Below are 22,437 nucleotides of genomic sequence, written 5' to 3' on the forward strand. Positions count from 1 at the left end.
AGACTGTTGCCCCTGTTCCTCATTATTACCGGGCGCGCTTGGGGGACGGCTCAAATGATGCATCACTTTGCGTTCCTTTCTGAGGTCATGCCGCCGCGGACAAGGCGCTGGCGCGGCTTACAAGGAGTTCGCTGAGCGGGCTTTCGTGACGCCGGTTCGCGCGTTCGACAGCGAGAGCGGAAGCGAGCCGGACGTCGCCTGACCGGATCGCCGCTTCAATCAGCGTGAGATCGATGACGTCGCGTTGCGCGTGGCTGCCGCCGAAACGGTGGGCGAAGGACCGCACGTGCCGCAGAAGTCCGACCGCCTTTGCGTAATCACCATCGCCGAACGAGAGCAACGCCTGCCCAACCGCCAACCCGACCTCTCCGGCAAACATGGCATTGTCCCCCGGGCCCTCAATGGCATTCCGCTGGGCGTCAACCACGGTTCGGGCGAGATCGCGCCGACCCGCGCCGATAAAAGCCATCATCGCATGGACGTCGTTGAATGCATAAGCGCTCGTCGTCGCCATGGGGGCCCACCCGTTGGCCAAGGCGTCCCAGCGGTCGCCCACATCAACGTTGCGCAAGTGAAGTCGCCAGAGCATTGCCGAGGCATCGACCATGTCCATCACCACGCCGGACTCTCCGCGCGCCATCTGGTCGTCGAAGAGCGCGAGCACGGCCGCAAAATCCCCCAGTTCGAGGTGATACAAGGCCAAATGCCACCAGTTGTGCACCTGGAAGAAACTGTCGCCAGCCCACCCGTCGTTGCTGCGCATCCAGGCGATTCCATCGGATTGGCGGTTCTGCATTTCGAACACATGGGCGACCGCGTGCTGGGACCAGCCGTCGCGTGGCTCGAGTTCGACACCCCTCCGTCCGGCGGCCTCGGCGCGGGCATAGTCGCCGTTCTCCTCCAAGCCGAATGCATGCATGCCCAAGACCGAGTGATAGCCCGGCATGCTTTCGTCCCAATGCGGCAACGCCCGGGCAATGCGGTCGCGCAGCATACGCGAATGCCCGGTAAAGAAATCGATCTGATGGCCGACCAACAGCCCCAGCGCATCGCGGGGATAGGCAATCGTCACGTCTTCCATCACCCGACCGGCATCGTGCCAACGGCCCTCCACAAGATGGCGGATCGAGGCGAGGTGACCACGTTCGCGATCCGTGGCCGGAAGATGCTCTGACGCCTCGAGTGCTGCCCGCGCGACCGGTAATCCGTCCGGTTCGGTACCCAACAGATGAAGCCAGGCTCTAAGCGCGTGCGCCATTGTAAAGTCCGGGCACTGCGCGATTGCGGCGTCAGCTCCCGCTACCGGATCACCCCGATAGCATTGCAGTTCCGCGACCGCAGTCTCGTAATGCGCGGCGGCGACTTCATTTGCCCCGGTCAAGACCAGGCCGTGGACATCGTGTCGGGTCATTTCATATCCTTTGGAAAGCTCTGTTGTTCCATGCGTCATGACCAGAAGGCGTAAGGTCGAGCCTCACATTGTGAGGCGTTCGCCTTAGAGCGTGTGGGGCTCCGCGGTGTAAGCCGGAAAGGTACCAACCCGGCGCGCGGCAATTGATGTATCTAAGACCGAAATGCGAAAGACGGTCGGTTCTTGGCAGAGACACCGCTCTGCCCGGGGCTGCTTTCGCCGCGCGCCCGGAAAGCGTATCGTCGCGATGAAAATGTGACTGGATTCAGCCAACAATGTACTGGGACACAAAAATTTCTGACGGGCGGCCTGTTGTTGCTGTGCTGCCCTTTGCCGTCATTGACCAAGACGGTGAAATGTCCCGGTTTGCCCAAGGGATCCACGAAGAAATTTGCGGAGAGCTTACCCGCTTTCGTGGCCTGCAGGTAATTTCACCGGCCTCGGTCGTCGGGATCGCAGAATTGCCGGATGCTTCGATCGGCGACAGACTCGGCGCCAGTCACGTTCTGCGGGGCCGCATGCGGCGCGCTGGCGACGACATTCAGCTGATGGCCTCTCTGAGTTCGGTACGCACGTCCGCCCAGTTTTGGAGTGAGCGATTCGTGATCGCCTCGGATAGCCTGATCGATTTCGAGGGTCGGCTCGTCGGTCGCATCGCGGCGACCCTCAATGTGAAACTGGAAGAAACCGCCCTCGCCGAAGCGCGTCGGCGCCCGGCAAAAAGTCTTGCCGCATACGAGTTGACGCTCAGCGGTTTGTCCATGCTGCGCCAAGGCACGAGGGAGGCCAATGATGCGGCGCTGGCGCTGTTCGATCGGGCGCTGGCGATTGACCCGCTGTATGCGCGAGGGCATTCGGGACTGTCGCTCTGCTGGTTCAATCAATGGAACTGCCAGTTCTGGGATCGATTCGAGGAGGCGAGCCAAAAGGCCTACCTGCATGCCCGCCGGGCCCTCGAACTCGATGACGGCGATGCGATGACGCATCTGGTGATTGCTCAGGTAGCGCTCTTCCGTGGCGCCTGGGAGCAGGCAGCCTGGTATGTGGACAGAGCCCTGATGCTGTGCCCGAATGATGCCGATCTTCTGGTCACCGCCGCCACGCTCGAAGTGTTCCTCGGGCGTCCCGAGGCCGCATCTGAACATGTCGCCCGCGCGATGCAGCTGAACCCCTATCATCCGAACGATTACTTTGCCTTTGCGGCGTTTGCAGCGATCTTCAGCGGCAACATGGAGGACGGGCACCGACTATGGGCCCGATGTGACACGGCCCCGCTAATCGACATGCCCGCCTATGTGGCAGCCGCTCACGCCCATATGGGCAATCTTGATTTGGCGCGTGCTGAGTACGACCGGTATCTGGAGGGCTACCGCGAAAAAATCGCTTTCGGCGCCGATTTTGCGCCAACCGCTCCGATCGAATGGCTATTCAAGGTTAATCCCTTTCGACGGGTCGAAGACCTGAACTTCCTAAAGCAAGGCTGTCTCGTGATCGATCAACCTTTGCCGGCGCCAATGCAGACCGTTGATCCTGTCAAGGCGGGCGCCGTCTTGGCACGCTCTGGATCGGGCTGGATCGTCGACTTTGCTGGCGAGCGCGCCCACCTTCCCGACCTGAAAGGAATGCATGATATTCGTCGCCTGCTCGAAGCTGCGGGCGAGGAAATCCATTGCCTTGATCTTGCTGAGCGGGAGGCTGAGGTGCCGGGGGGAGATGCGATGCTCGACGAGAAGGCACGAACCGCGCTGAAGGCTCGTGTTCGTGATCTGCAGGAGGAACTGGCCGAAGCGGAGGACATGAACGACAGCGGGCGTGTCGAGAAATTGCGATCGGAGATGGACGCGATCGTCGAGACCCTTTCCGCCGCTCTTGGTCTTGGCGGCCGGCGGCGAAAACTTGGGGATCTTTCGGAAAAGGCCCGCACTGCGGTGACCTGGCGCATTAGGCACGCTCAGCGGCGTATCGAAGCGGCGCATCCCCCATTCGGGCGGCACCTCGTCAACAGCGTTCGTACCGGTACCTTCTGCACCTACCGTCCGGAGACGGCGGTCGCCTGGAAATTTGACGGACAGTGATCCTGCGGCCCGGCGTCGCGTTACCGACGAAAGCAGCGCCGCCGCCAACAATGGGCAAGACTCCTGTCGAAATTTGCTGTTCGATCGGTCGCATCATCGCCCATGTTCCCTGGCGGACACCAAAGCGGAAGATCGCAATGACAGAGCTAACCGACAAACGTCCGGCTGCAGTTGTGCGTGCCTGGATAGAGCGATTCAATGCCGCCGACCCTGACGGGATTGCCGCACTCTACCATGCCGACGCGATCAATCATCAAGTTGTGTTCGCCCCGGTGGAGGGTAGAACAGCCATTCGAGAGATGTTCGCGCGGGAATTCGCCGCGGCAAGAATGGTCTGCATCCCCGACATTCTGCACGAGGCCGGAGATGCCGCGATCCTCGAATGGCGCGATCCGAAAGGGCGACGCGGCTGCGGATTTTTCACGGTTCGCGGCGGCCTCATCACATTCCAGCGCGGTTACTGGGATCGCCAGAGCTTTCAGGTGAAGGGCTAACAGCTCAATCGCTAGACGCTGATCAGCTGAAAGCTGTTTTGATTCTGGAATGCAGAAGCCCTATTTTCCATGCGCTTCCTGGAAAGCAGAAAGCCCTCAGCGTTTTAGCGCTAAGGGCTTGATATATTTGGTTGCGGGGGCAGGATTTGAACCTGCGACCTTCAGGTTATGAGTTTGAGGTTCCCTTGGACGTTCAACGTTGCATGAGTTTGACTAAGATATTTATTGTTTATTTTACAATATGTTAATGTTTACTCAACATCACACCAAGATTGATAATCACCTCCATGGATATGGTTATGCCGCTTACCTATTGATTACCTGAATTGGAGGCGCGTTGTGACAAGGCTCACCAAGGCCGCTGTGGATTCGGCCCGCATCCTCGCCCAAACATCGGGTCGGGACATTTACAAATGGGATTCTTCCCTGCCCGGCTTTGGGGTTCGTGCGAAAGGGACGGGCACCACCAGCTTCATGATCCAGTACCGGAACGAGTTCGGAAAATCGCGCCGACACACCATCGGTCGATATGGCGTCATGACACTGGACGAGGCTCGCAAGGAGGCACGCGACCTACTGAGCGCGTCCTCTCGCGGTCGCGACCCGCGCGCCGACAAGGTAAACAAACGGAATGCCCTGTCAGTCCGCGATCTCGCCGACCGGTACATGTCCGATCATTGCGAAGGGCGCTGCAAGGACTCCACGATGGCGGCGCATCGGTGGCTGCTGGACAAATTCATTGTCCCCAAACTGGGACGGCTGCAACTGAACGAAATCACGCATGCGGATGTGGACCGTCTGCATCAAAGTCTCAAATCGACCCCCTATAATGCGAACAGAGTTTTGGGTCTTTTAAAGGCGATGTTCGGTCGGGCCTAGGTGTGGGGACTGATTCCTCGTGGCGGGAATCCTGCGATATCGGTACGGCCGTTCCGCGAGCGCAAGCGACAGCGCTGCCTGTCGCCGGAGGAGCTGAAACGTCTGGCGCGCGCCATCGACGACAGCAAGCAAGAGCGCCTGATCTCCCCGCAGGTTGCCGGTGCCTTCCGCCTGCTCATCGTGACCGGCGCGCGGTCCAACGAGATCCGCACCTTGCGGTGGTCCGATATCGATTGGGATCGACGCTTGCTGGTCATCCGGGAGAACAAGACCGATGTGAATGGCATCAAGACAATCCCGCTGAACACCACCGCCCTGGACATCCTATCGGAGATCCCGCCGACAGACGGCAACCCCCATGTTATTGCTGGTCATAATCCCGGTAAGCCCGTTGTGAATTTACAGAAACCTTGGCGACGTCTTCGTAGCCGCGCCGGTCTCGAAGACTTGCGCATTCATGACCTTCGCCACTCCTTTGCCAGTTTTGGCGTTACTGCCGGCGCGTCACTGCCGGTCATCGGCGGCCTCCTAGGCCATCGATCGATGACGGCGACATCGACCTATGCCCATCTCGCTGCCGACCCACTCCGGGACGCGTCGGAGCGGGTCGGCAGCCTGGTGGGAGAGATCCTGTTCTCGGAGAAACCCAACTCACTCGGCCCACAGCTACCCAAAACGGAGACCTGACATGGACGATACGGATCCGATCCAACTGAAATTCCAGCGCCACGGCGCACGCTACGAGAAGGCGAAGGCTGTCGCCGACAAACGGGGCGAGACTATCGAACAGTACCTGATTGAATGTATCCGGGAGGGTCATATGGCGCTCAGCGCGCGCGCATTGTTTACCCCGGACCCGAGTTTCCCGTCAGAAGACGAGTTAGACATCCCAACGATCTTCCGGCGCGGGAAGAAGAAAGACGGTTAGGTCTGGAAAAACAGGTTCGCTACAAACTGAACGGGAAGAGCCATGGCCTACAATTCTAGACCACCGGGTAAGCGCCAATCATCAATGCATCGACAACCAGATAGACCGAAATGAACTAAAGCCGCCCGACACAACCGAATCAGCAAATAATTTCAACGTTGATCCGCAAACTCACACAACTTTGAACGTACAAGGGAACCTCAAACTCCAATTTTAGCGCACCGTACCGGAGACCGTTGTGAAGGAGGTCCGAAGAAATGATAGCTCGAATCGACAACGCTTTTCATCGTAACCCTATGTTATTTTGTGGGCAATGCGCCTCCTTGTACACGATAGCAGGCATAGTCTGCCTGATCGCATTCATGCCGCCGGCACCGGACTTTGTCCCCTCTGCGATTGCCATACTCTCAGAGAAATTATGGCTCGTCTTGCTCATGGTTGGCCTGATCGCCTCGGCTTTTATGCTTAGGCGTGGATGGCGCTATCATCAATTTCGGGAACAAACGAAGGAAGGTCGCATAGACTTTTACACTGATCAAAACGCCACAGCGTTTTCGTTGAATCGGGATAGCGTGGGACACAATAGACTGAACCTGTTGTCGCGCGGGAAGCGTGTTTCATGGCAGCTTGATTTTGTTAGAAATACAGGTGTCAAACGTAACAACAGAATTTTGGCGCATCGGGTTTCGAACAAGAATTGGAACGCTTTTGTCGTGCGGGTGGACAATCCTGATTTTGATGTGAACCTTTTGCGCGTGCTCGATTTTCAAACAGTAGAGCCCTTCAACGATGAAGCATTGTCAAACCCGAGCCAGAGCTCGGACGACGACGCTGACACTGATAAGGCGAAACTGTTCCTTGAGGGACTCGAATTCGTGCGGGCGCAGATGATCGAAAACGATAAGGACGGCATTTCGAAACGGGAGATTGATCGGCGCATGAAAGCCGCCTGTATTCAATCTTTGACCTTTGTTATGCAATCTAGGTCGCGGTATGGGTTGTCTCGTGATTATGGGATCAACAAGAAAAACTACGCGGCATACCTCGTAGAAAATGTGCCGCTGGCCAAATCATCTAGAACCGTTGAAAACTGGTTTAGAGACCAATAAGCCAGCCACTCAAAGAACTGCAATCTACATAAAAAATGCCCTGCTAAGGGATCGTGAACTTAAGTATCACGAAATCACGGCTTTAATCACTTAGCATCCCACAGAACTCGTTTCACCTTACGGGCACCCCCTTGCTCGGAAAAGGTGAACCATGAACAAATTACCCACACACGAGTTTTCGCTACTTAAGGCGAGAGAGGCCGCGGATCTTCTTGGCCTATCCGTCGCAACGCTAGCCGCGTGGCGCGTTCGTCGATCCGATGGGCCGCCGCATATCAAGGTCGGCGGCGCGGTACGATATGACCGCGCGGAGCTAATGGCCTAGATCGAGCGGCAGCGACGTTCATCGACATCGGACACTCGATGACCGCCCGGAAGCCGGTCAGCTTCAGGCTATCCGAAGAGGCATTGGGTGCGCTGAACGCCCTAGTCTCCCATCACTCGATGACAAAGAGCGACGTGATCGAGTGGCTTCTGACCGGGCGGGTCCGAGCACGATATCGCGCTGCAAGGATAACTCCCACGCGTTCGAGCGGGCGACGAGTTGGCATTCGCGACGCTATTCTGATCGCAAGAACGGCCTACGCGCTTAATGTAATCGCTTCCGACGCTGACCGCTCCCTCGCCCGCCAGCTAACACGGCACGCGCTGAGGATCCTGGAAGCAAACGTTGTCGATCGCGCAACGCGGTCGCATGTCCTTGCTGTTGACCCCGGCCTCGAGAATTTGGAGCCCGTCGCGCCGCACCCGCGTCTGATCGCCCTTCTGACGAATGGAGACGGTGATGATCGTTCGTGAATCGCGGGGTAAGGACCTACGGCGCGTCTTCAAGTATGCGGCACGCATAGGGGAAAACGCTAATATGGACGACACCCTTGTCGGACCTTGCTACCTCGTAAACACCGGGTTCTCGCAGGCGAGCGATGTGGAAATCTGCCATGCACAAGCCGCTCTCGAGGCGATCGCCGACAGCCGGCCAGACCTAAAATACACCGTGCTCCACCTGACGTTCTCACCACCGCCCGATCGATCGTTTGAGGCGGCCCGCGAAGAGTGCCTTGAAGCCTATGGACGCGCCGCCCACGCCCTGAACGTTTCTGATCGTATTGCCTTTCTGGCCTTCCATTCACCGCGCTCTCCCGACAACCAGATTCCACCGACGCATCTGCATGCCGTCATTGCATTACCCTGTCCAGAGACCGGCCAGAGCGTGTCCATGCATCGACTCCGTGATCGATTATTCGCCGTGTCCGATATCCCATCGACAGCAGGCTTCACCCCAGATCGGTCCTCCCGAATGCCGAACCAGCCGAAGCAATCTCAGCAACAAGAGCCGAACCAGAACTACACACCTAAATCGACTCCGGTCGCAAGTACCACCCAACCTGGACTGCCACCTGCCCGGCGTAAGACTAAGCGCAGAAAACGTGATCGGGGGTTGGAGCTATGAACTGCCTACCTTGTCTCATCATTGCGCCATCGAAGGCAGCCCGCTCCAGGGCCCGGAATGTGTCACCTTGTGAGCGCGCCTCTCGACGACCCGGGCCCTCTACCGACGTTGTAGTGCGATACGGTGAAAGTCCCTCCCGATTTTCATTTGCCAAAGGTGCAGCGGTCTACGCAGCGATTCCTGAAGCGAAAACCGCATCAGTCTCCGCCCTAATCGGGGCAGCGCGGAGCGCTGCGGTCGGAAAAACACGCCGCGGGAACGAATTATGAAAGAAAGCCTTTCAGAGCGTCTGCGTACCGCCGCTATCGAATTGGCAGAACATCAGCGTGAGGCGAGCATTGGCGGTCCGCCGCAACGCTTCGTTCGACTAAACCGGGAGTTGGTGCTCACGCTTCACGAAACACTGGGGACATGGAGCGCCGTCGCGGACCTCCTGTGTTCAGAAGGATTGAGGTGGCGCAACGGCCGCCCGGTCAACGGCGATCAGCTACGCACCCTGATCGCCCGCACAAGGCCGCGCTCGCGGAGACCGTCGCAGACGCAAGATTCCGCTCCAGTCACCAACAGACCGTCACCTTCGCTAAGCCATCCGGTAGGAAGCCGGAAGGGCGCCCCGAAGCTACGGGAAACGCCTGACGAGGAAAAACCCATCACGTCACGACGGGGCCTCTCGGATCTGATCGACATCTGACCCACAAAGGAGAAGTTCGATGCCAACCGACCATTCACCATTTCCCGTACCCCGGCAAAACCGCGTACGTGAGTTTATTCAATCCTTCTCACCCGAGGATTTGCGAAACTGTTCGGTGGTGGTCGCCAATCGCACAGGCGGTCAAGGCAAGACACTGGTCGCACAACTCGTATCCTTGTGTTTTGAGGGTGCTGGGATCACGAAACACCTTGCTGCGGCGGATACAGCCGACCTTTCCCGCTGTTCGAAACTCGGCAAGCTCTTTCGTGAGCAAGTAACGGAGCTAGGTCTTGGCGCGACAATTGACGCTGTCCGGAGCGATCCCAACAGGGCGGTTGCACACTGGGATGCCCTTGGCGAGCTGCTTTGCGCCGGGGATGTCGTTGTCGATCTTGGTGCCAACTTGGTCGACATGGTTTGGGATTGGGCCGCTGCGCGACAGGCCGGTTCCATACTCCGGTCTCCTAGAATACCGCGCATCGTGCTCGTAGTTCCGGTCCGCGCACAAGCCCAAGCGTTGGAGGACGCCTTCACTGTCCTGGAGCGATCCATCAAGGAGAACGACAACCTCCCTCTCGCCGGCCGCATCCTCGTTCTTAATGAAGCCAGTGGTCCCTTCTCACAATATGGAAACAATTCCGACTTCGAGCGCATCCAAGCGATGAAACACAACGCCGGCCTGAAGGTCATGTCTCTGGCCCAATGCCGCAGCGAAATCTGGCCTACGCTCGAACGGAACCATGTCCCGATCGCCAAAGTCGCTCGGATGGAAACCAACGAGTTTGGTGAAGAGTTTGGTCTCGACAGGTTCGCCGCCAGCGGAGCGCGTGCGGACTTCCTTACCTGGCTTGAGAAGATCATCGCTGATTTCCAGCGTATCGGATTGGTGCCGCCTGCGCCAAAAGAACGGGAGTCACGAGGGTAATGCACGGAAACCGAATTCAGTATCTCGCTCGCGCCGCCCGTCAGGAGCATCTTGACCTCTGTATGCGGATTGGACGCATAGGGCTTTATCGATTGATATGCGTTGCTTCACTCGTGTTCTTCGGGCTTGCAATCCTGGTTGCCGGTCTGTGGTTCCTGTTCGACCGAACCGGCGATCGAATACCTTCCACCATCTCCGAACTTGTTTTGAAATTGGAGCAAGTCGACCGAAGGCTTTTAAGCCAGATGGCATCCGAAGAACTGAGATTGCGACTGAGTTTATCACCGGGCTCCTTGGAGCTTGCCGCCACGCTGGATCGATTGCCGCAAAAAGGATCGATCCGCTCTCAACTCCCGGATTGGACAGGGCTGAGCGAACCGCGGCCAATTGGAAGAGAAGAAGCAATTGAACTGATCCTGATGCGCCTCGCGAGAACGCCCAAATCAGAACTGGCGGCCGTTGTCGGATGGCTTCACTTGTATGGTCAAACCGGTGGCAAGACAGATCTCCTGCTTGAGTGGTACTTGAGCTTGGGTTCGTCAGCCAGGGAGAGAATAGATACCGAGTTGCGAACTGACGGGCTCACACCGGAAGAGATCGCCGTTAGATCTCATCTCTTGGCACTGTCATCGCTCGAACGGGACGGATTGACCGTTCTTCTGCGTCGCATGACGCCAGGCATTCTCGCTCAGCTGTCTCGGATACCTCCTGATCGATTGATGAGCCTCATCAACATTGCCCAGTCTTACGCGGGCTCCTTTTCCAACGAAGCTGCTGCGTTTCCGTGTCTCAACCGTCCCGAACGCTTTTACTACAGCGACCCACGGCTGGCCTGCAGCGTTATCGTTGTATCAAACTGAACATCTGACATTCATCGTCTTGCCCATCATGGCCTCTTCTCCTCAGGAATTGGGGCATCCGGCAATCCGAGGACGATCCGAGTGGACGACGCATACATCGAAAGCTTCAACGGCAGCTTCCGAGCGGAGTGTCTGAACACGTACTGGTTCATGAGCCTTGATGACGCGCGGGAGAAACTGGAGACTTGGCGTAGAGACTACAACGAAGTTCGGCCGCACAGCGCCATCGGTCACAAAGCCCCGATGGAGCTTGCCCGAGCCTCAGGGCAGGCATGCCTGCCCTGAGGCCATAGAGCCGGGATTTTCTCAGTCTCGGTGGTCCAGTGTCGGGGGCAAGATCATAACCCAGAAAATCACTCAGCCGGTTGGTCCAAAAAACGGGGAGCCGCTCAATCGACCAAAGGACACCCCCTCTGAACAGAGCAGTATCGGGTCTCACGTCAAGTTTCTTGGAAGGTGATGCCGGGCTGGCAAAAATCGAAAACTCAAGCTCGAACGTCAGCTCGTCTGAGAAGCAAGCCTCCTTCAGCTTCTGCGAAAGCCGTACCTTACGCCCTCTCCAAGGATGCGCAGCAGGGTTTCCCCTTCTTCACTCATCGGGTTGGGCAGCATCTCCACGCGCGTAAGAGACGGTTCGCCAACATTGCTCACATAGGCGATAGCGTACCGCTGCCCGCTTCTAGGTCGAGCGGCCGCCTTAGCCGTCCTGACTTCGCTTTCGCCGATCTCGAACATACGAGGATCACCGAGGCTGGCCTTGACCTCTATGAGCAACGCCTGGCTTCGGAAGCTGACAGTGAAATCGTAACCGAGGCCATCATCACCTTTGCGCCCGGTGAAGGGCTCCGAATTCTCGGAAACCCAGGCGGCATCAATATTCTGCTTGGGTAGTCTGTTCTTCAGCCAGTTATAGACGACAAGCTCGCCCAGTTTGCCGATCATGTCGGTCTTGTCAGACGGCGCTCTCCGGCCAGCTGGCGGAGCCTTGCTGCCCGGCTGGTTTTTACGGTCTCTTGCCTTAGGCTGAGCACGCGGCACCAGATCGGCCGGCGATCCCACGGGACTTTCCAGCACACTCTTCGGGAGTTTCTCGGCGAGCTCGGATGCGATTGCGGACCAGTCCGCGGTCTCAGGGTCTACGCTTCGACCGTTGAACGGTACCGATCGCGCCTCACGTTTCCTGGCGTCCGCCTCTTCCTTTTCGCGACTGCGTTCGGCATCGAGATCGTCGTCGCTGAGTTCCAATTGCCCGCGATCAAGCGTGGCAAGCATTCCCTCCGGCCACACACCTAGGGTCTGGCACCAGAAGAATAGCAGTGTTTCGCCCAGCTTCAGGCAATCGAAGACTCCAGCTTCATCGAGCCGAACGCGGAGCGAATCCACCCATTTGTCGACCTCGTCCCACAAAGCCGGGCGCATGACTTCGTGCTTCAGGCACCACGCCCTGATAACCGGCCCCGCCGCCCTGGTGAATTTACGAACCGCATCGGCATTGGCACACCTTAGCGTGTCAAGCGGCACCAGGTTCGGCTTCTTGCCCTTTCGGCTGGCTTCATGCTGGGCAAGCCATTGATCCACCCACTCTGCCATGACGTCGCGGGGAACCTCATGATAGCGGAGTTCCCAGGCAGGATCAGGAGGCAGCGACCGGACTTCCTCCCTCAACTGCGCATATTCCTCTGCTACCTCGCCTTTCTTGATCACCGGATAGAAGGCGGCGCGCAGCGCATCAACGATCTCGATTTCGTTGTCGTGGATATAGTTGGTCAGCAGGCTGCCATGGAGTTCCGGATAGGTGTCGGGGCTCTCGCCTGCCGCGAGCAGGCTGCGGTTGAACGCCTCGAAGTCCAGTCCCAGCCGGTCCCGCAATTCGCCTGTCGTGAGGGCGCCCTTGCAGACTTCGAGCACGAAGTCTGCTTCCAGGTCGTGCTGTTGCAATGATGGACTAAGGACGGAACGAAGCTGGTCAGGTTCCTGGATCGCCTGGGCTTCAACGGACCGAAAGGCCGCCAGTGCTTCGACGCCGCCGCCAAGATGAACAAGTGCGCGAAGCCATGGTAGATGGCGTTCGAGTCTGGTGCCAAGAGTATCGCGCACGGCGCTTGCGGCGCTCTCCCGCAAGCGAAGTGCGGCGCACAGGCGCTGCAAATCCATGTCGGCCGGCGGCGCTTCTGCGACTCCCACCGACCGTGCCCTTAAGGTCATAACCAGTATGCGCAGATGCGGCTCAAGCGCCGGCTGCTCGATGGCTTCGCAGAGAGCTCCCAGGCACGCATCGACAGTATCCCAGTCAAGAGGACCGCTCGCGCGGACGACGACAAGCGGCGCTCCGCCCAGCGTCTTGAAAGCGAACGCGCGTTTGCTTTCATCGTCCCTCGTCACGCGCCGGCCGTCGATAACAAATTCGAGGGTGGCGGCAACTTGAAAGAGAATGCGTTCCAGCCTCGCAATGATAGCGGATCGGTCGGATGGCAAGCGCTGGAGCTCAGTTCCTCGGAGAGCTTCCATGGAGACAGCCAGAATCGGTCTCAGCCAAGGGCATCTGTCTACGATCGGCGACATATCGCCAGCACCGATCGGCTGCCCGTCGACCACAGCCGAGTAGCGCGCTTCGGACAAGAGCCGCACGGAATCGCCGAAGATGTTCTGGAGTGTCCTGCCTATGCGAGTCAGGTTGCCACCGCGCGGATCGAACAAACGCAGACCGGCGGTTTCGATCAAGCTCGCAGCGGTTTCATCTTCTTCATTGTCACGTATGTAGATTGGATCGTCCGCGTCTGGGTGATCCTCATCCATATCTATGACGATCGTTTCCTCCCCGCGCCTGACCAGAAGCCGGTTCGGAGCGGAAATGGCGCTTTGCTGAGAACCGCCATAGCGCTGGCCGATGAGCTGCCATGTGCGGTGGTACAGATTTATGAAGTGTCGCTCAAAGTACCTGTCGAAGCCTTCGGCTTCATATTGCCCGGCCAGGAATTCTGTTTGTTCAATGAGATTGCCGGCATCATTCAGGATGCGGAGTTCTGCTCTTTCCTTAAGTTCCTGGATGCACTGGTAGGCAGCGCCCTCAAGCAACCGGGCGACGCTCGGTGCCGGGCGACGAAGATACGTGGGAAACCGCTCGTTGCTCGTCTCGGCAGAAATCCAAAGCTGCGCACCGGTTACATGGACGCGGCGCGAGCCTTCGTTGGTCGGTTCGTCAGCAGGCACCCACGGGGCCATTCGCAAGAAGGCAGAGAACGGTGTCGGCCATCCGCGCGTATCGGAATGGTAGTTGTACCGATGGCTGACCTCTACTGACCATTCGATAACATGAGACTGCCTAAACCATTCGACAATCGCGCCTGCATAGAGTTCCCGGCAATCATCGCTGAAGCGCTCATGATCCCCTTGTCCGGGCCACCACCAAAGGTCACCGGTGATCGTATAGTCAGTGCTCGTCGGGAAATTCAGCGCATTCGCGTCCTGTTCTTCAGTGTCGGCCTTCCACAGTGCTTTAGCCGGCGGACCGATACCTAGCTGATCGCAAAACCGAAACGACCGGAGATCAGAAGCGCGAACATACCTCGGGGGCGTTTTCTTAACCGGGTGTAGCCCCTTCTGAACCCTGAGTTCTGTCAGAAACTCCACCCAGTCGCGAACGTTACCCCTGTTGAAAGCGCGATGGGATGGCGGTGCGATCCTGCGGCTCTTAAGTTCCACAAAATCGGATACATCTGCCGGCGCGCTATCCAGCAATTTCTGTAGCTGCTGGCCGAGCGTTTCTTTTGGCCAGCTCTCCGAAAATACTGCCTCGGCCGCATCTATGAAGTCGCCTGAACCCGTCGGCACGAAGAAGCGGTGCTGCGGCCGCAACTTGATGGGGCGGCCGGTCAGCCGTGCCCGGCGCCATACCTGAAATGCCCATCGCAACCCGGCGACACGGGCACCTTTGCGAGCGTCCTGGCGCAGGAGCTGTGAGAGCTGACTAAGGACGGTGTCGCGATCGAAGGGGGAGACAAGCTTGGCGTTTTCAAAGTACGACCGAACGCTGCCCAATGCTCCATGCCAATCGAGCCTGTCTGACAAGAACGCGAATTCGTTCTTCAGTTCCGCCGGTGGCATCAGATCATCATCGCTGTCCGGCGCATCGACTTTTGAGCTCGGCGGGGGAAACACATAACCATGCCCTTCAGCCTTCCGCCGCCGCTTCCTTGGCGTGCCGCCTTCCTGAGCGGGCGCTGAGGTCATCGTCCGGTGCAGCTTGCCGTCAGAGCAAAGCAAGATTTCCTGACCTTCCAGAGCCATAGTGGACTTGCCCATCAGCTCGATGAGGTCCTGGTAGAAGGAAGTCCATTTCTGGATGGGGGTCCGATTGTTAGCTGCAAGCGTAGCCGCAATGGCTGCGGCGAGCACCGCCCGCTCCTGCGGGGTCGGCGCACTGACATAATCCGCGCATTGCTCTGCCAGGAACTGATCAATCCGCTTCAGCCGCGCGCCTAGTCCCGGCCAGAGGGGGACGAGGCCGGTTTGCGCGTGATGAGCAGCCGCGATCTCGGCCGGGAAGGTGGCCAGATTGTAATCCCACAACCGTGCTCTTGCGGGAGTGCGCCAAACGATCGTCTCGCTATCGGCGATGGAGCCAAGGCAGGGAACGATGCGGGCGTCGTCGAGGCCCTCGGCGCCCGCCGCGGTTCCAATGGCGCCGGCTATCATCGAAGCAAGATCGAGGGACGGGGTGGCCTCCAGGCTGGAGACATCCTCCCAGACGAGGAGGTCTGCCGCCGCGAGCGCGGCCTTGCCGGGGGTGATGTCGCAAGAGCCACCCCGGTCGGCAAGGCCGGAGAGCCAAATTACGGTTTCAGCGCCAAGCCCTACCGCTTCCCTTACGTGCAAGGCATTGAGGGCGATTTCCGCATCAAGTGTCTTGCGATTTGAACTGGGGAAGAAGGTGCCATGCATATAGCCCAGAAACGGCGCTACAGCCTGCTCCCCTAGAGGCAGGAAGGCATAGAGGCGCGTACTTGCGACCTGTGAGTCAAGACGGACCGCGAGCGCAACCTCACCGTCGCCTTCCCAGTCCAGCCAATGCGAGTGGAGCTGCTTTTGCTCAACGCCATCTGCGATGGCTTCCTTCATCGCGGCTTCGGCGATCAGCTTTCTGGCAACAAGAAATGTGCCAGACGCCTTGAGATCGACAATCGTCGCGCCGGGCCTGCCGGTAACATCCCGTTCTTCGCGAAACAGGGAGAAAGAGCGGGAGTCGTTATCAGGTACGACGGAAACGGTCAGCCTGCTGAGACGGACTAGAAAGAGCAGGACGGGAACCGATTGCTGACGAAGCGACTGGATTTCTTTGAGAACGGCTTGGCGTGCCGTCTTGTCTCGCAGCGAGACGGCTATCACAGTCGCAAAGGCGCGGCGGGCGTAGCTCTGAACACGCTCCGATTGATCCGCCTGCCAGCACGGGATATGAAGTAGCGGCATATCCTTGGCCGCAAGGGCGCGGTGCAGCGGGTTGCTTATCAACAGGTCGAAATCTTCCGGTTCGGCAAAGCCAAAGCAGAATCCGTCGAACTGCGGCTTCTCGCCAACGGGCGATGCCTGCGAAAAGATCAAAGGCTTATCGGTGATATGCAGAACGCTACGGAATCCGAGGCCCTTGTTGCCAATCGACTCGCCTGGCGGCTTGCTGGACAAGCCCATATCGAAGAGCGCATCGACGTTCTTGCTTGAGAAAGGCGAACCGCGATTGGCGACATAAAGGATGCCGTGCTCGCCGGCATCGAGGTCGAAAAGAACTTCGACCTCACCATCGCCAGTTCCATGCGGGTGAGCGTCGTACGCGTTCTGGATGAGCTCGATGAGAAAGCGGCCGTGGTAGTCGGCCGTTACGCTCTGCGCCAGGCTGACATTGCCGGCATAGATCTTATCGAGATAGGCTCCTTCCTCGTCGATCGTTCCGCAAAAGCTCCGTATCTTTCGTTTGCAAATTTTTTCAATGTAGGCTTTGGCATCAGTGGCATCGCCATCGGCACCATCTTTATTGAAGAGGGTGTCCGTGCGTTCATGATATTGCGCAAGATTATTTTGCTCGCGATGCAATGCCTTAACCGTCTGGTTCTGTTGTTTCGTCCGCCGCATTTCCTAACAGTGCGAAGACCATCATCATTTCCGACAAAAAGCGCTGGGAGAGCCCCCTGTCGATGCTCCAATTCACGGAGCGCTCTTTCAAAAGACACGTACCCCTACCGATATTCTCTTATGATGGCTTCCGCGTAGCGCGCGAGTTCTTCCGTTGAACCAAATGGCACCTGCACCACGAAAAACTCCTCCCCTGCCGGTTTGTCGCCGGCGAGCCTGGCAGCTAGGTGCCCTTTACCGAGCAGCCGTTCCGCACCACGCATACCGAGCGCGAGGTTCGATCCTGCCTCGCTGGCAACCTTCAAAATCAAGCGATTTCCCAGATTGTCTCGAATGCCGGGCGGTATGGCGTCTTGAGCGGCCCGCTGCGTGATCATAACTACGTGAATTCCACAGGCACGCGCTTTGGAAGCAAGACGGGTCATCGTGCTTTGGATGACTCTCCGGTACTCGTCAGAACTTGCCATCCAATCGGCCATCTCGTCATGAATGACGAAGATGTACGGCAGGCGATCCTGTGGCGGTACAATATCGTTATACTCAGATATTTTGGGAACACGTTTTGCCTTGATCAGCTCATACCGTCGATCCATTTCGGCGACGATCGTGTTGAGAACCTGTTCGGCTTCATCCTGGTCGGTGATGATCTCATGAGCCATATGTGGGGCATCGCTGATCCATGGGAAATCAACGCCCATTTTAGGATCTATCAGGTACAGTTTAAGGCTTTCCGGGGCGTTCAGAGCGATCATCTGCAGCAGCAGGTTCTGCGTCAGCACACCTTTTCCGCTGCCAGTCTCCCCAGCGATCAGTGTATGTGGCGCATGTTCTTCATTGCCGCCGAACGCACCGCGCAGATTCAGCCAAAGTGGTTCGCCGGTGTCCTCACGCAACCCCAAAAGAAAGCTGGACGTTTCCTGAGGCGCCGAGCTCGGCCACTCCGTTTCGAGCCAGACCCGAGCCAGATCAACTACTCTTCGCTTTTGCGCCGCCACAAAAAGCGAAATGCGCCCGAGCCCCGTTCGGATGTCGGTGACGTCAAGGCCATGCGTTGTCTTAAGCTCCAGCAGCTTTTGATTGAGCTTTGATACGGTCAGGGTGTTATGGCCGGCGAAACCCACCAGGACGCCGTTGGGCGTCGAAATCGTGCGTGGCTCTGAAAACCGTGCTGTCATTCCAAAATCGGTGAGCGCTGCCTGAAGATTGACTGCGGTGGCATCTGCGAACTCTGCCTCGGCTTCTACTTGGTCGCCATAACCTTTCCGTGTCGCGATTTCCCGAAGAACATCTTCGAGTTCATCAGGTAGAGCCTTATTGCGCTCGATCTCCTGAATTACCTGCGCTGTTTCGTCCGCTTCAGAGACTTTCGACCCCGTCGCAACATCCACTGCAGATGGGTTTTCGGATTCGGGCGCAGCCGTCCGGTCACAGGCCGATGATCTTTCGTCAGTCCCTTCGTCGGATTTGGGAGGTGGAGCGGAAACCACCTCACGCTGCGCGGGCAAAGATGAGGCGTGACCCGCCGGCATCGACGGCAACTGCGGTACCGGAGCCGTCGTGGGATCTTCGAGATGCTGCATGAGTTGAGAGAAGCTTCGCTGCTTGATCGTGTACTGCACAACGGCGTCATTCTTCTCCGAGGCGCGGACTCTTATTTCCTCCGGCATGGACACGTCATCATGGACGACAACGACCGAGCGCCCATCAACCGAATAGTCGACCTCTCCATCGGCAATAGCTTGCCGGAACTCTTCCAACTCCGGGTTGTCCACGAAGAAGTGAATGTAGTCTGGCCGAAGCGACATCAAAAAAAGCAGCTGCCGCCCCCAAGCCCGCTTGGCCATGATGTCCTTTTGCGTGACAAAATTGGCCTCAATCGTCGCAAGGGTTGAGGCAACCTGGTCGCGGCTTGACTTCGCTTCGATCGTCTCTGACGCTTGCCCGACGCATTTTGCCTCCACAACGGTCATTGCGACAACGAACCTGCCGCCTTCCTTGCGTATCGCCACTGCCAGAGTATCCGCCATCCGGCCCTTCAGCCCGAAGAACGCCTGGTTATCGTCCAGTGAGAACCACACTGGGCGAACGTCCCTCACAGCCTTTTCGAGGTTGATGATGCTGGTGGCCGCGGCAAGGCCCATGATCTCGCGTGCAGTCGTTCTCGACTTCGCCGACGACAGGATCTTTTGACCGCAAACCTCAACTACCGTTGCGATGGAAGTCTGCGCCAAGGGCGCTGCATTTTGGCTCAAGTATTGATCCTGCATGGACTCGAAATCTAGTCTCAAGTGCCGTACGAGATTTGGACTGGGTTCTCGTGACGATACCAGCACGCGCATATCAGCATCTGGCAATTGTACGTCACGGATGACCTTGATCCCGTTCGATGCCAACATCTGCCGGCTCGACATCGTATCTACGCTGATAACCCACTCCCCCAATTCGTGGGCGCGGCGGATTGTCCGGGAAATGTTTTGGTTGTCCCAGTTAATACGCTGGATCGGAACGATCCGAGACTCGTCTGGGATTACCCGCGTATCGTTTGCCGCGACATAGCAGAGGTCCGTGAATTGCGCGGCCGCACGCGGCGGTCGCGACGCCATCATGTAAACCTCAATCGCTTGTGTTGCGAGATTGCCAAAGGCGTCGGAGTCCGTCCGCCTGCGGGGCAGCGCGGCGTTACGAAAGTCGATCGCTTCAGGTAACGTCTCGGAGGTGCCCTCAATAAACTCCCAAGCCATCGTTGCGTGCTTGTAATAAGCATCGTGAAGATAGACGACGTCTATATTGCTACGGCGCCCAACCTCGACTGTCTCACCCTTGCCGACTCCCACCCGCAGGCGTGAAAGAAATCCCTCCGTGACCTCGTCCAGATTACTTCCGCTTAAACGTGTGTTCTGCTTGGCATAAACGTCCCTAAGGCGCTCCGGACTGTCATGCGTGATAAGCAGGCTAGCACGGAGATAGCTCTTTTGGCTCATGCGTTTCTCGAGCTCTTTGGCCACTAGACCAGCGAGGCTGACCGCATCGGCATTGTAAAGTGCCGTTGAGAAGTTTCCCTCCTCGTGAGGGTTAAGCTCAATAAAGCGGTCCGATGCGTTCATAAATTGTTTGCACGCAATCTCCGCCGTAGACTCAAGTTTCTGTTCGCTCGAAAGCCTGGAGTCGACCGGAACCGCGAGGCTGTACCCGCCGCAATCCTCGACGGTCACGAAGGGAGCAAGTCCCATCGAGACGATCTTTGGGAAAAACCACTGTCCAAAGATGCCTTGTTGTTCATCCGCGGCCCGCTCCAACCCATCCACTGAAGTGTTTTCGTTTCGAATGGCCAGATCAACAAAAAGGGCAAGATCCTGTGCCTTGGCCTTCCGTTCGAGAAGCCGAAGCGGATGCCACGCAGGAATGATTGCTGCTAGTCCATTGCTCGCAGGCAGGATCGCGAATTCAACGATTGGGCGCAAAAGGGTTTCGCGAACCGAATTAGTATGTGCGAGCTTTGCGCGCGCCACGTCACAAAGTCGTCCAAACGCGCTCGCTTGGGCTTCGATGAGATCGGTCCCATAGAGCGTTGACGGATCGTCGTGCAGGTGCAGAAGAGCCTCGGAATAGGCATTGCGGAACTCTTCAAGAGCGTCGCCCACGACGTCACGCGCACTCGCATCGATAGTGCGTGCGTCAACGGCGCGGTTGAGCCGGTCCGCTATGATCGCGAACACATCGTCATCGACCCCGTACTCGGTCGGATTGGCCATCCGACCTTTTTCGGTGCCAGCGACGTCAATGAAGCTGGAGGTGTCGCGCAAGGATGCTGGCATCCCACCGACCGCACCTCCTTGCTTGAGATCGAACGGAGCGGCCACGTAGCGTGCGCATCCACCAGCCGCGCCCTTCTTGATCTCGGCGATGTCTTCTGGCCAGCTAAGCGCCATGCTTTGATGTCCTGGTTGCCAGAACATCCGAACCTGTGTCGGGCTTACCTCACCATCTATTTCCAACCGCAGTTCGAACTCGATTTGATTTGCTGGCACACTCTGTCCGGTGTTTTCGCCCTTGGCCTCGAGCCACTTGCCGAACTCAAACCGAACATGTTGGCCGAGCGATTTCTCGATCAGTCGCCCTTCCAGCTGAAGTAGATTTACTAGCCGAGGATTCAGGTCAGCCCACGCCGATGTCCTTTCAGCGTTTTTGATCTTAATGGTGATGATGGCATTCGATGCGATAACACCATCGTCAGACGCATTCTTGATGAGTAGCGAACGAATACCTTTTACCATCAAAGACAGTAGGCCAGCTTCTTTCACTTCATCAGTGAATAAGTGGCGTCGCCAGGACTCGTAGAGTTTCTTGTCCTTGATCGTACGGATCGGGTCCTGCCACCTCGCGAAGAAGTCTTGGTCCTGTTCGGGGGAGTTCGTACCAGCCTCAAGCTCGTCGAGATAAGTCGCTGTCGCTTCATCAAGTCGGTCAGGATACTCGTCTCTTATGAAATCGCGTGTCCGCTGACTTAGAGTTGGCGCCTTCTTACGTGCCTTGATGGCGAAAACAGACTTGCCAAAGTCGTTCCATTCGACGGCCTCGCAAAACTGCTCCTGGCTTTTTCGCCACTCTCCGTGCCGGAGGTTCTTGCGGTCGGCAATCAGTGCCTCGATCGCCTCGGCTGCCTTGATCTCCCCAGATTTGAAACTCGGTCGATTGGTTGTGAGATAGGTGAGAACAGGATCCACATCGAGCCGCGATTCCTTGTTGTCCAGCAGGTAAGGCACACCAGAAAGGTCGCGATCAGCCGTTCGGAACATGCTCCTGAAATCCTGAACCAACTTCCTCTGATCCTGTCCTTGAGCCGGAATTGGGCCAAAGCAGGCCTTGGGAAGCCTGAGAGCGGGAGCAGACAACCGCAGCCGGTTAGGGAGTGTATGTTCGCTCAGAGCCACGAACCGGCGCACAAATTCCGCGAACTGATCGAGCTCTTTCGTGATACCGGACTGATCAAGGCCGATGAGCAACGCGCGAATCCACGAACGTTGCTCTTCGCCTTTCAAGGCCGCCCCGAGGGTATCGAGGATGGCATCGAGCCAAAGTTCGCTCTTGTCTTGAATGGCGTTGCGATCAAGCCGAGTGACCTGTCCCAAACTCGATCCGACCGTGTCTCGCTGACTGTCCGAAACTGCAAAAAGGATCACCTCGGCTTCATCGAGATGCCGGAAATGTACGGCTGGCTTCGTGGTCTTGAAGCGGTCTTCAAGTCGGTTTGTCAGATCGCCATCAATGTCAGTCGAGATCGCAAGCTTGACGGACTTGCCTTCAATCTCAACAAAGTTTGAGGCAACACCAAGAAGGTGCTCTGGCCGCATGCCGACCAATTGAAGCAGCACCCGTCCCGCTTTGCGATCAGCTTCTTGATGGACCATTCCCCAAACGACCCGACCGACAAGGTCCGCACGCTCGCCGATCGGATCTAAGTCGACTTTGTTTATCGTCCTGGTGGTGTTCAT

At 57.6% G+C, this 22,437-nt stretch carries 13 protein-coding genes and 1 pseudogene; 11 read left to right on the plus strand and 3 right to left on the minus strand.

Going from position 1 to position 22,437, the window contains the following annotated elements; genetic code table 11:
- Positions 1-85: 85 nt before the first annotated feature.
- The gene (locus ACO06O_RS12510) at positions 86-1,411 is read right to left on the minus strand and encodes a tetratricopeptide repeat protein (protein WP_421880222.1); all 1,326 of its coding nucleotides are present in this window, start codon (positions 1,409-1,411) and stop codon (positions 86-88) included.
- A 275-nt stretch (positions 1,412-1,686) separates the two neighbouring features.
- Between ACO06O_RS12510 and ACO06O_RS12515 the strand changes: the two genes are divergently transcribed.
- The 11 genes and pseudogenes from ACO06O_RS12515 to ACO06O_RS12565 form a co-directional block, all read left to right on the plus strand.
- Positions 1,687-3,486 (plus strand): tetratricopeptide repeat protein, encoded by a 1,800-nt coding sequence (locus ACO06O_RS12515; RefSeq protein ID WP_421880224.1) that lies wholly within the window; start codon positions 1,687-1,689, stop codon positions 3,484-3,486.
- Complete coding sequence (locus tag ACO06O_RS12520; protein WP_421880226.1) at positions 3,483-3,980, plus strand: nuclear transport factor 2 family protein; 498 nt, start codon at positions 3,483-3,485, stop codon at positions 3,978-3,980. Before ACO06O_RS12515 ends, ACO06O_RS12520 begins: the two co-directional genes overlap by 4 nt.
- Before the next feature lie 339 nt (positions 3,981-4,319).
- Entirely contained in the window at positions 4,320-4,859 is a 540-nt protein-coding gene (locus ACO06O_RS12525; RefSeq protein WP_421880228.1) for an integrase arm-type DNA-binding domain-containing protein, read from the plus strand.
- Positions 4,860-5,546, plus strand: a complete 687-nt coding sequence (locus ACO06O_RS12530) for a site-specific integrase (protein ID WP_421880230.1) — start codon at positions 4,860-4,862, stop codon at positions 5,544-5,546.
- A gap of 1 nt (position 5,547) precedes the next feature.
- On the plus strand, positions 5,548-5,787 hold the full coding sequence (locus ACO06O_RS12535; RefSeq protein WP_421880232.1) for a hypothetical protein: 240 nt from the start codon (positions 5,548-5,550) through the stop codon (positions 5,785-5,787).
- Between the two features lie 257 nt (positions 5,788-6,044).
- Positions 6,045-6,896, plus strand: coding sequence for a hypothetical protein (locus ACO06O_RS12540; protein ID WP_421880234.1), 852 nt, complete (start codon positions 6,045-6,047; stop codon positions 6,894-6,896).
- A gap of 151 nt (positions 6,897-7,047) precedes the next feature.
- Positions 7,048-7,221: a helix-turn-helix domain-containing protein gene (locus ACO06O_RS12545; protein ID WP_421880236.1), complete on the plus strand. Its 174-nt coding sequence runs from the start codon at positions 7,048-7,050 to the stop codon at positions 7,219-7,221.
- 459 nt (positions 7,222-7,680) lie between these two features.
- On the plus strand, positions 7,681-8,346 hold the full coding sequence (locus ACO06O_RS12550) for a hypothetical protein (RefSeq protein ID WP_421880238.1): 666 nt from the start codon (positions 7,681-7,683) through the stop codon (positions 8,344-8,346).
- A gap of 710 nt (positions 8,347-9,056) precedes the next feature.
- Positions 9,057-9,962, plus strand: coding sequence for a hypothetical protein (locus ACO06O_RS12555; protein ID WP_421880240.1), 906 nt, complete (start codon positions 9,057-9,059; stop codon positions 9,960-9,962).
- Positions 9,962-10,822, plus strand: a complete 861-nt coding sequence (locus tag ACO06O_RS12560; protein ID WP_421880242.1) for a hypothetical protein — start codon at positions 9,962-9,964, stop codon at positions 10,820-10,822. The genes ACO06O_RS12555 and ACO06O_RS12560 overlap by 1 nt, the downstream gene beginning before the upstream one ends.
- A gap of 84 nt (positions 10,823-10,906) precedes the next feature.
- Positions 10,907-11,107 (plus strand): annotated as a pseudogene (locus tag ACO06O_RS12565) (integrase core domain-containing protein); the annotation flags it as partial.
- A gap of 240 nt (positions 11,108-11,347) precedes the next feature.
- Here the strand turns inward: ACO06O_RS12565 and ACO06O_RS12570 are convergent.
- Together ACO06O_RS12570 and ACO06O_RS12575 are read right to left on the minus strand one after the other, a co-directional pair.
- Positions 11,348-16,945 carry a sacsin N-terminal ATP-binding-like domain-containing protein gene (locus ACO06O_RS12570; protein WP_421880244.1) on the minus strand — a complete coding sequence of 1,866 codons (5,598 nt, stop codon included), beginning with the start codon at positions 16,943-16,945 and terminating at the stop codon, positions 11,348-11,350.
- A 104-nt stretch (positions 16,946-17,049) separates the two neighbouring features.
- Positions 17,050-22,437 (minus strand): FtsK/SpoIIIE domain-containing protein, encoded by a 5,388-nt coding sequence (locus ACO06O_RS12575; protein WP_421880246.1) that lies wholly within the window; start codon positions 22,435-22,437, stop codon positions 17,050-17,052.

It is taken from the genome of Pacificispira sp., from assembly GCF_965228185.1.
Taxonomy (GTDB): Bacteria; Pseudomonadota; Alphaproteobacteria; order UBA8366; family Aestuariispiraceae; genus Pacificispira.

What these genes read in the sequence shown, in the direction of transcription:
- ACO06O_RS12570 (WP_421880244.1), bottom strand. Translation starts at nt 16,945, where the DNA reads ATGCGGCGGACGAAACAACAGAACCAGACGGTTAAGGCATTGCATCGC.
- ACO06O_RS12550 (WP_421880238.1), top strand. Translation starts at nt 7,681, where the DNA reads ATGATCGTTCGTGAATCGCGGGGTAAGGACCTACGGCGCGTCTTCAAG.
- ACO06O_RS12575 (WP_421880246.1), bottom strand. Translation starts at nt 22,437, where the DNA reads ATGAACACCACCAGGACGATAAACAAAGTCGACTTAGATCCGATCGGC.
- ACO06O_RS12510 (WP_421880222.1), bottom strand. Translation starts at nt 1,411, where the DNA reads ATGACCCGACACGATGTCCACGGCCTGGTCTTGACCGGGGCAAATGAA.
- ACO06O_RS12540 (WP_421880234.1), top strand. Translation starts at nt 6,045, where the DNA reads ATGATAGCTCGAATCGACAACGCTTTTCATCGTAACCCTATGTTATTT.
- ACO06O_RS12555 (WP_421880240.1), top strand. Translation starts at nt 9,057, where the DNA reads ATGCCAACCGACCATTCACCATTTCCCGTACCCCGGCAAAACCGCGTA.
- ACO06O_RS12535 (WP_421880232.1), top strand. Translation starts at nt 5,548, where the DNA reads ATGGACGATACGGATCCGATCCAACTGAAATTCCAGCGCCACGGCGCA.
- ACO06O_RS12515 (WP_421880224.1), top strand. Translation starts at nt 1,687, where the DNA reads ATGTACTGGGACACAAAAATTTCTGACGGGCGGCCTGTTGTTGCTGTG.
- ACO06O_RS12545 (WP_421880236.1), top strand. Translation starts at nt 7,048, where the DNA reads ATGAACAAATTACCCACACACGAGTTTTCGCTACTTAAGGCGAGAGAG.
- ACO06O_RS12560 (WP_421880242.1), top strand. Translation starts at nt 9,962, where the DNA reads ATGCACGGAAACCGAATTCAGTATCTCGCTCGCGCCGCCCGTCAGGAG.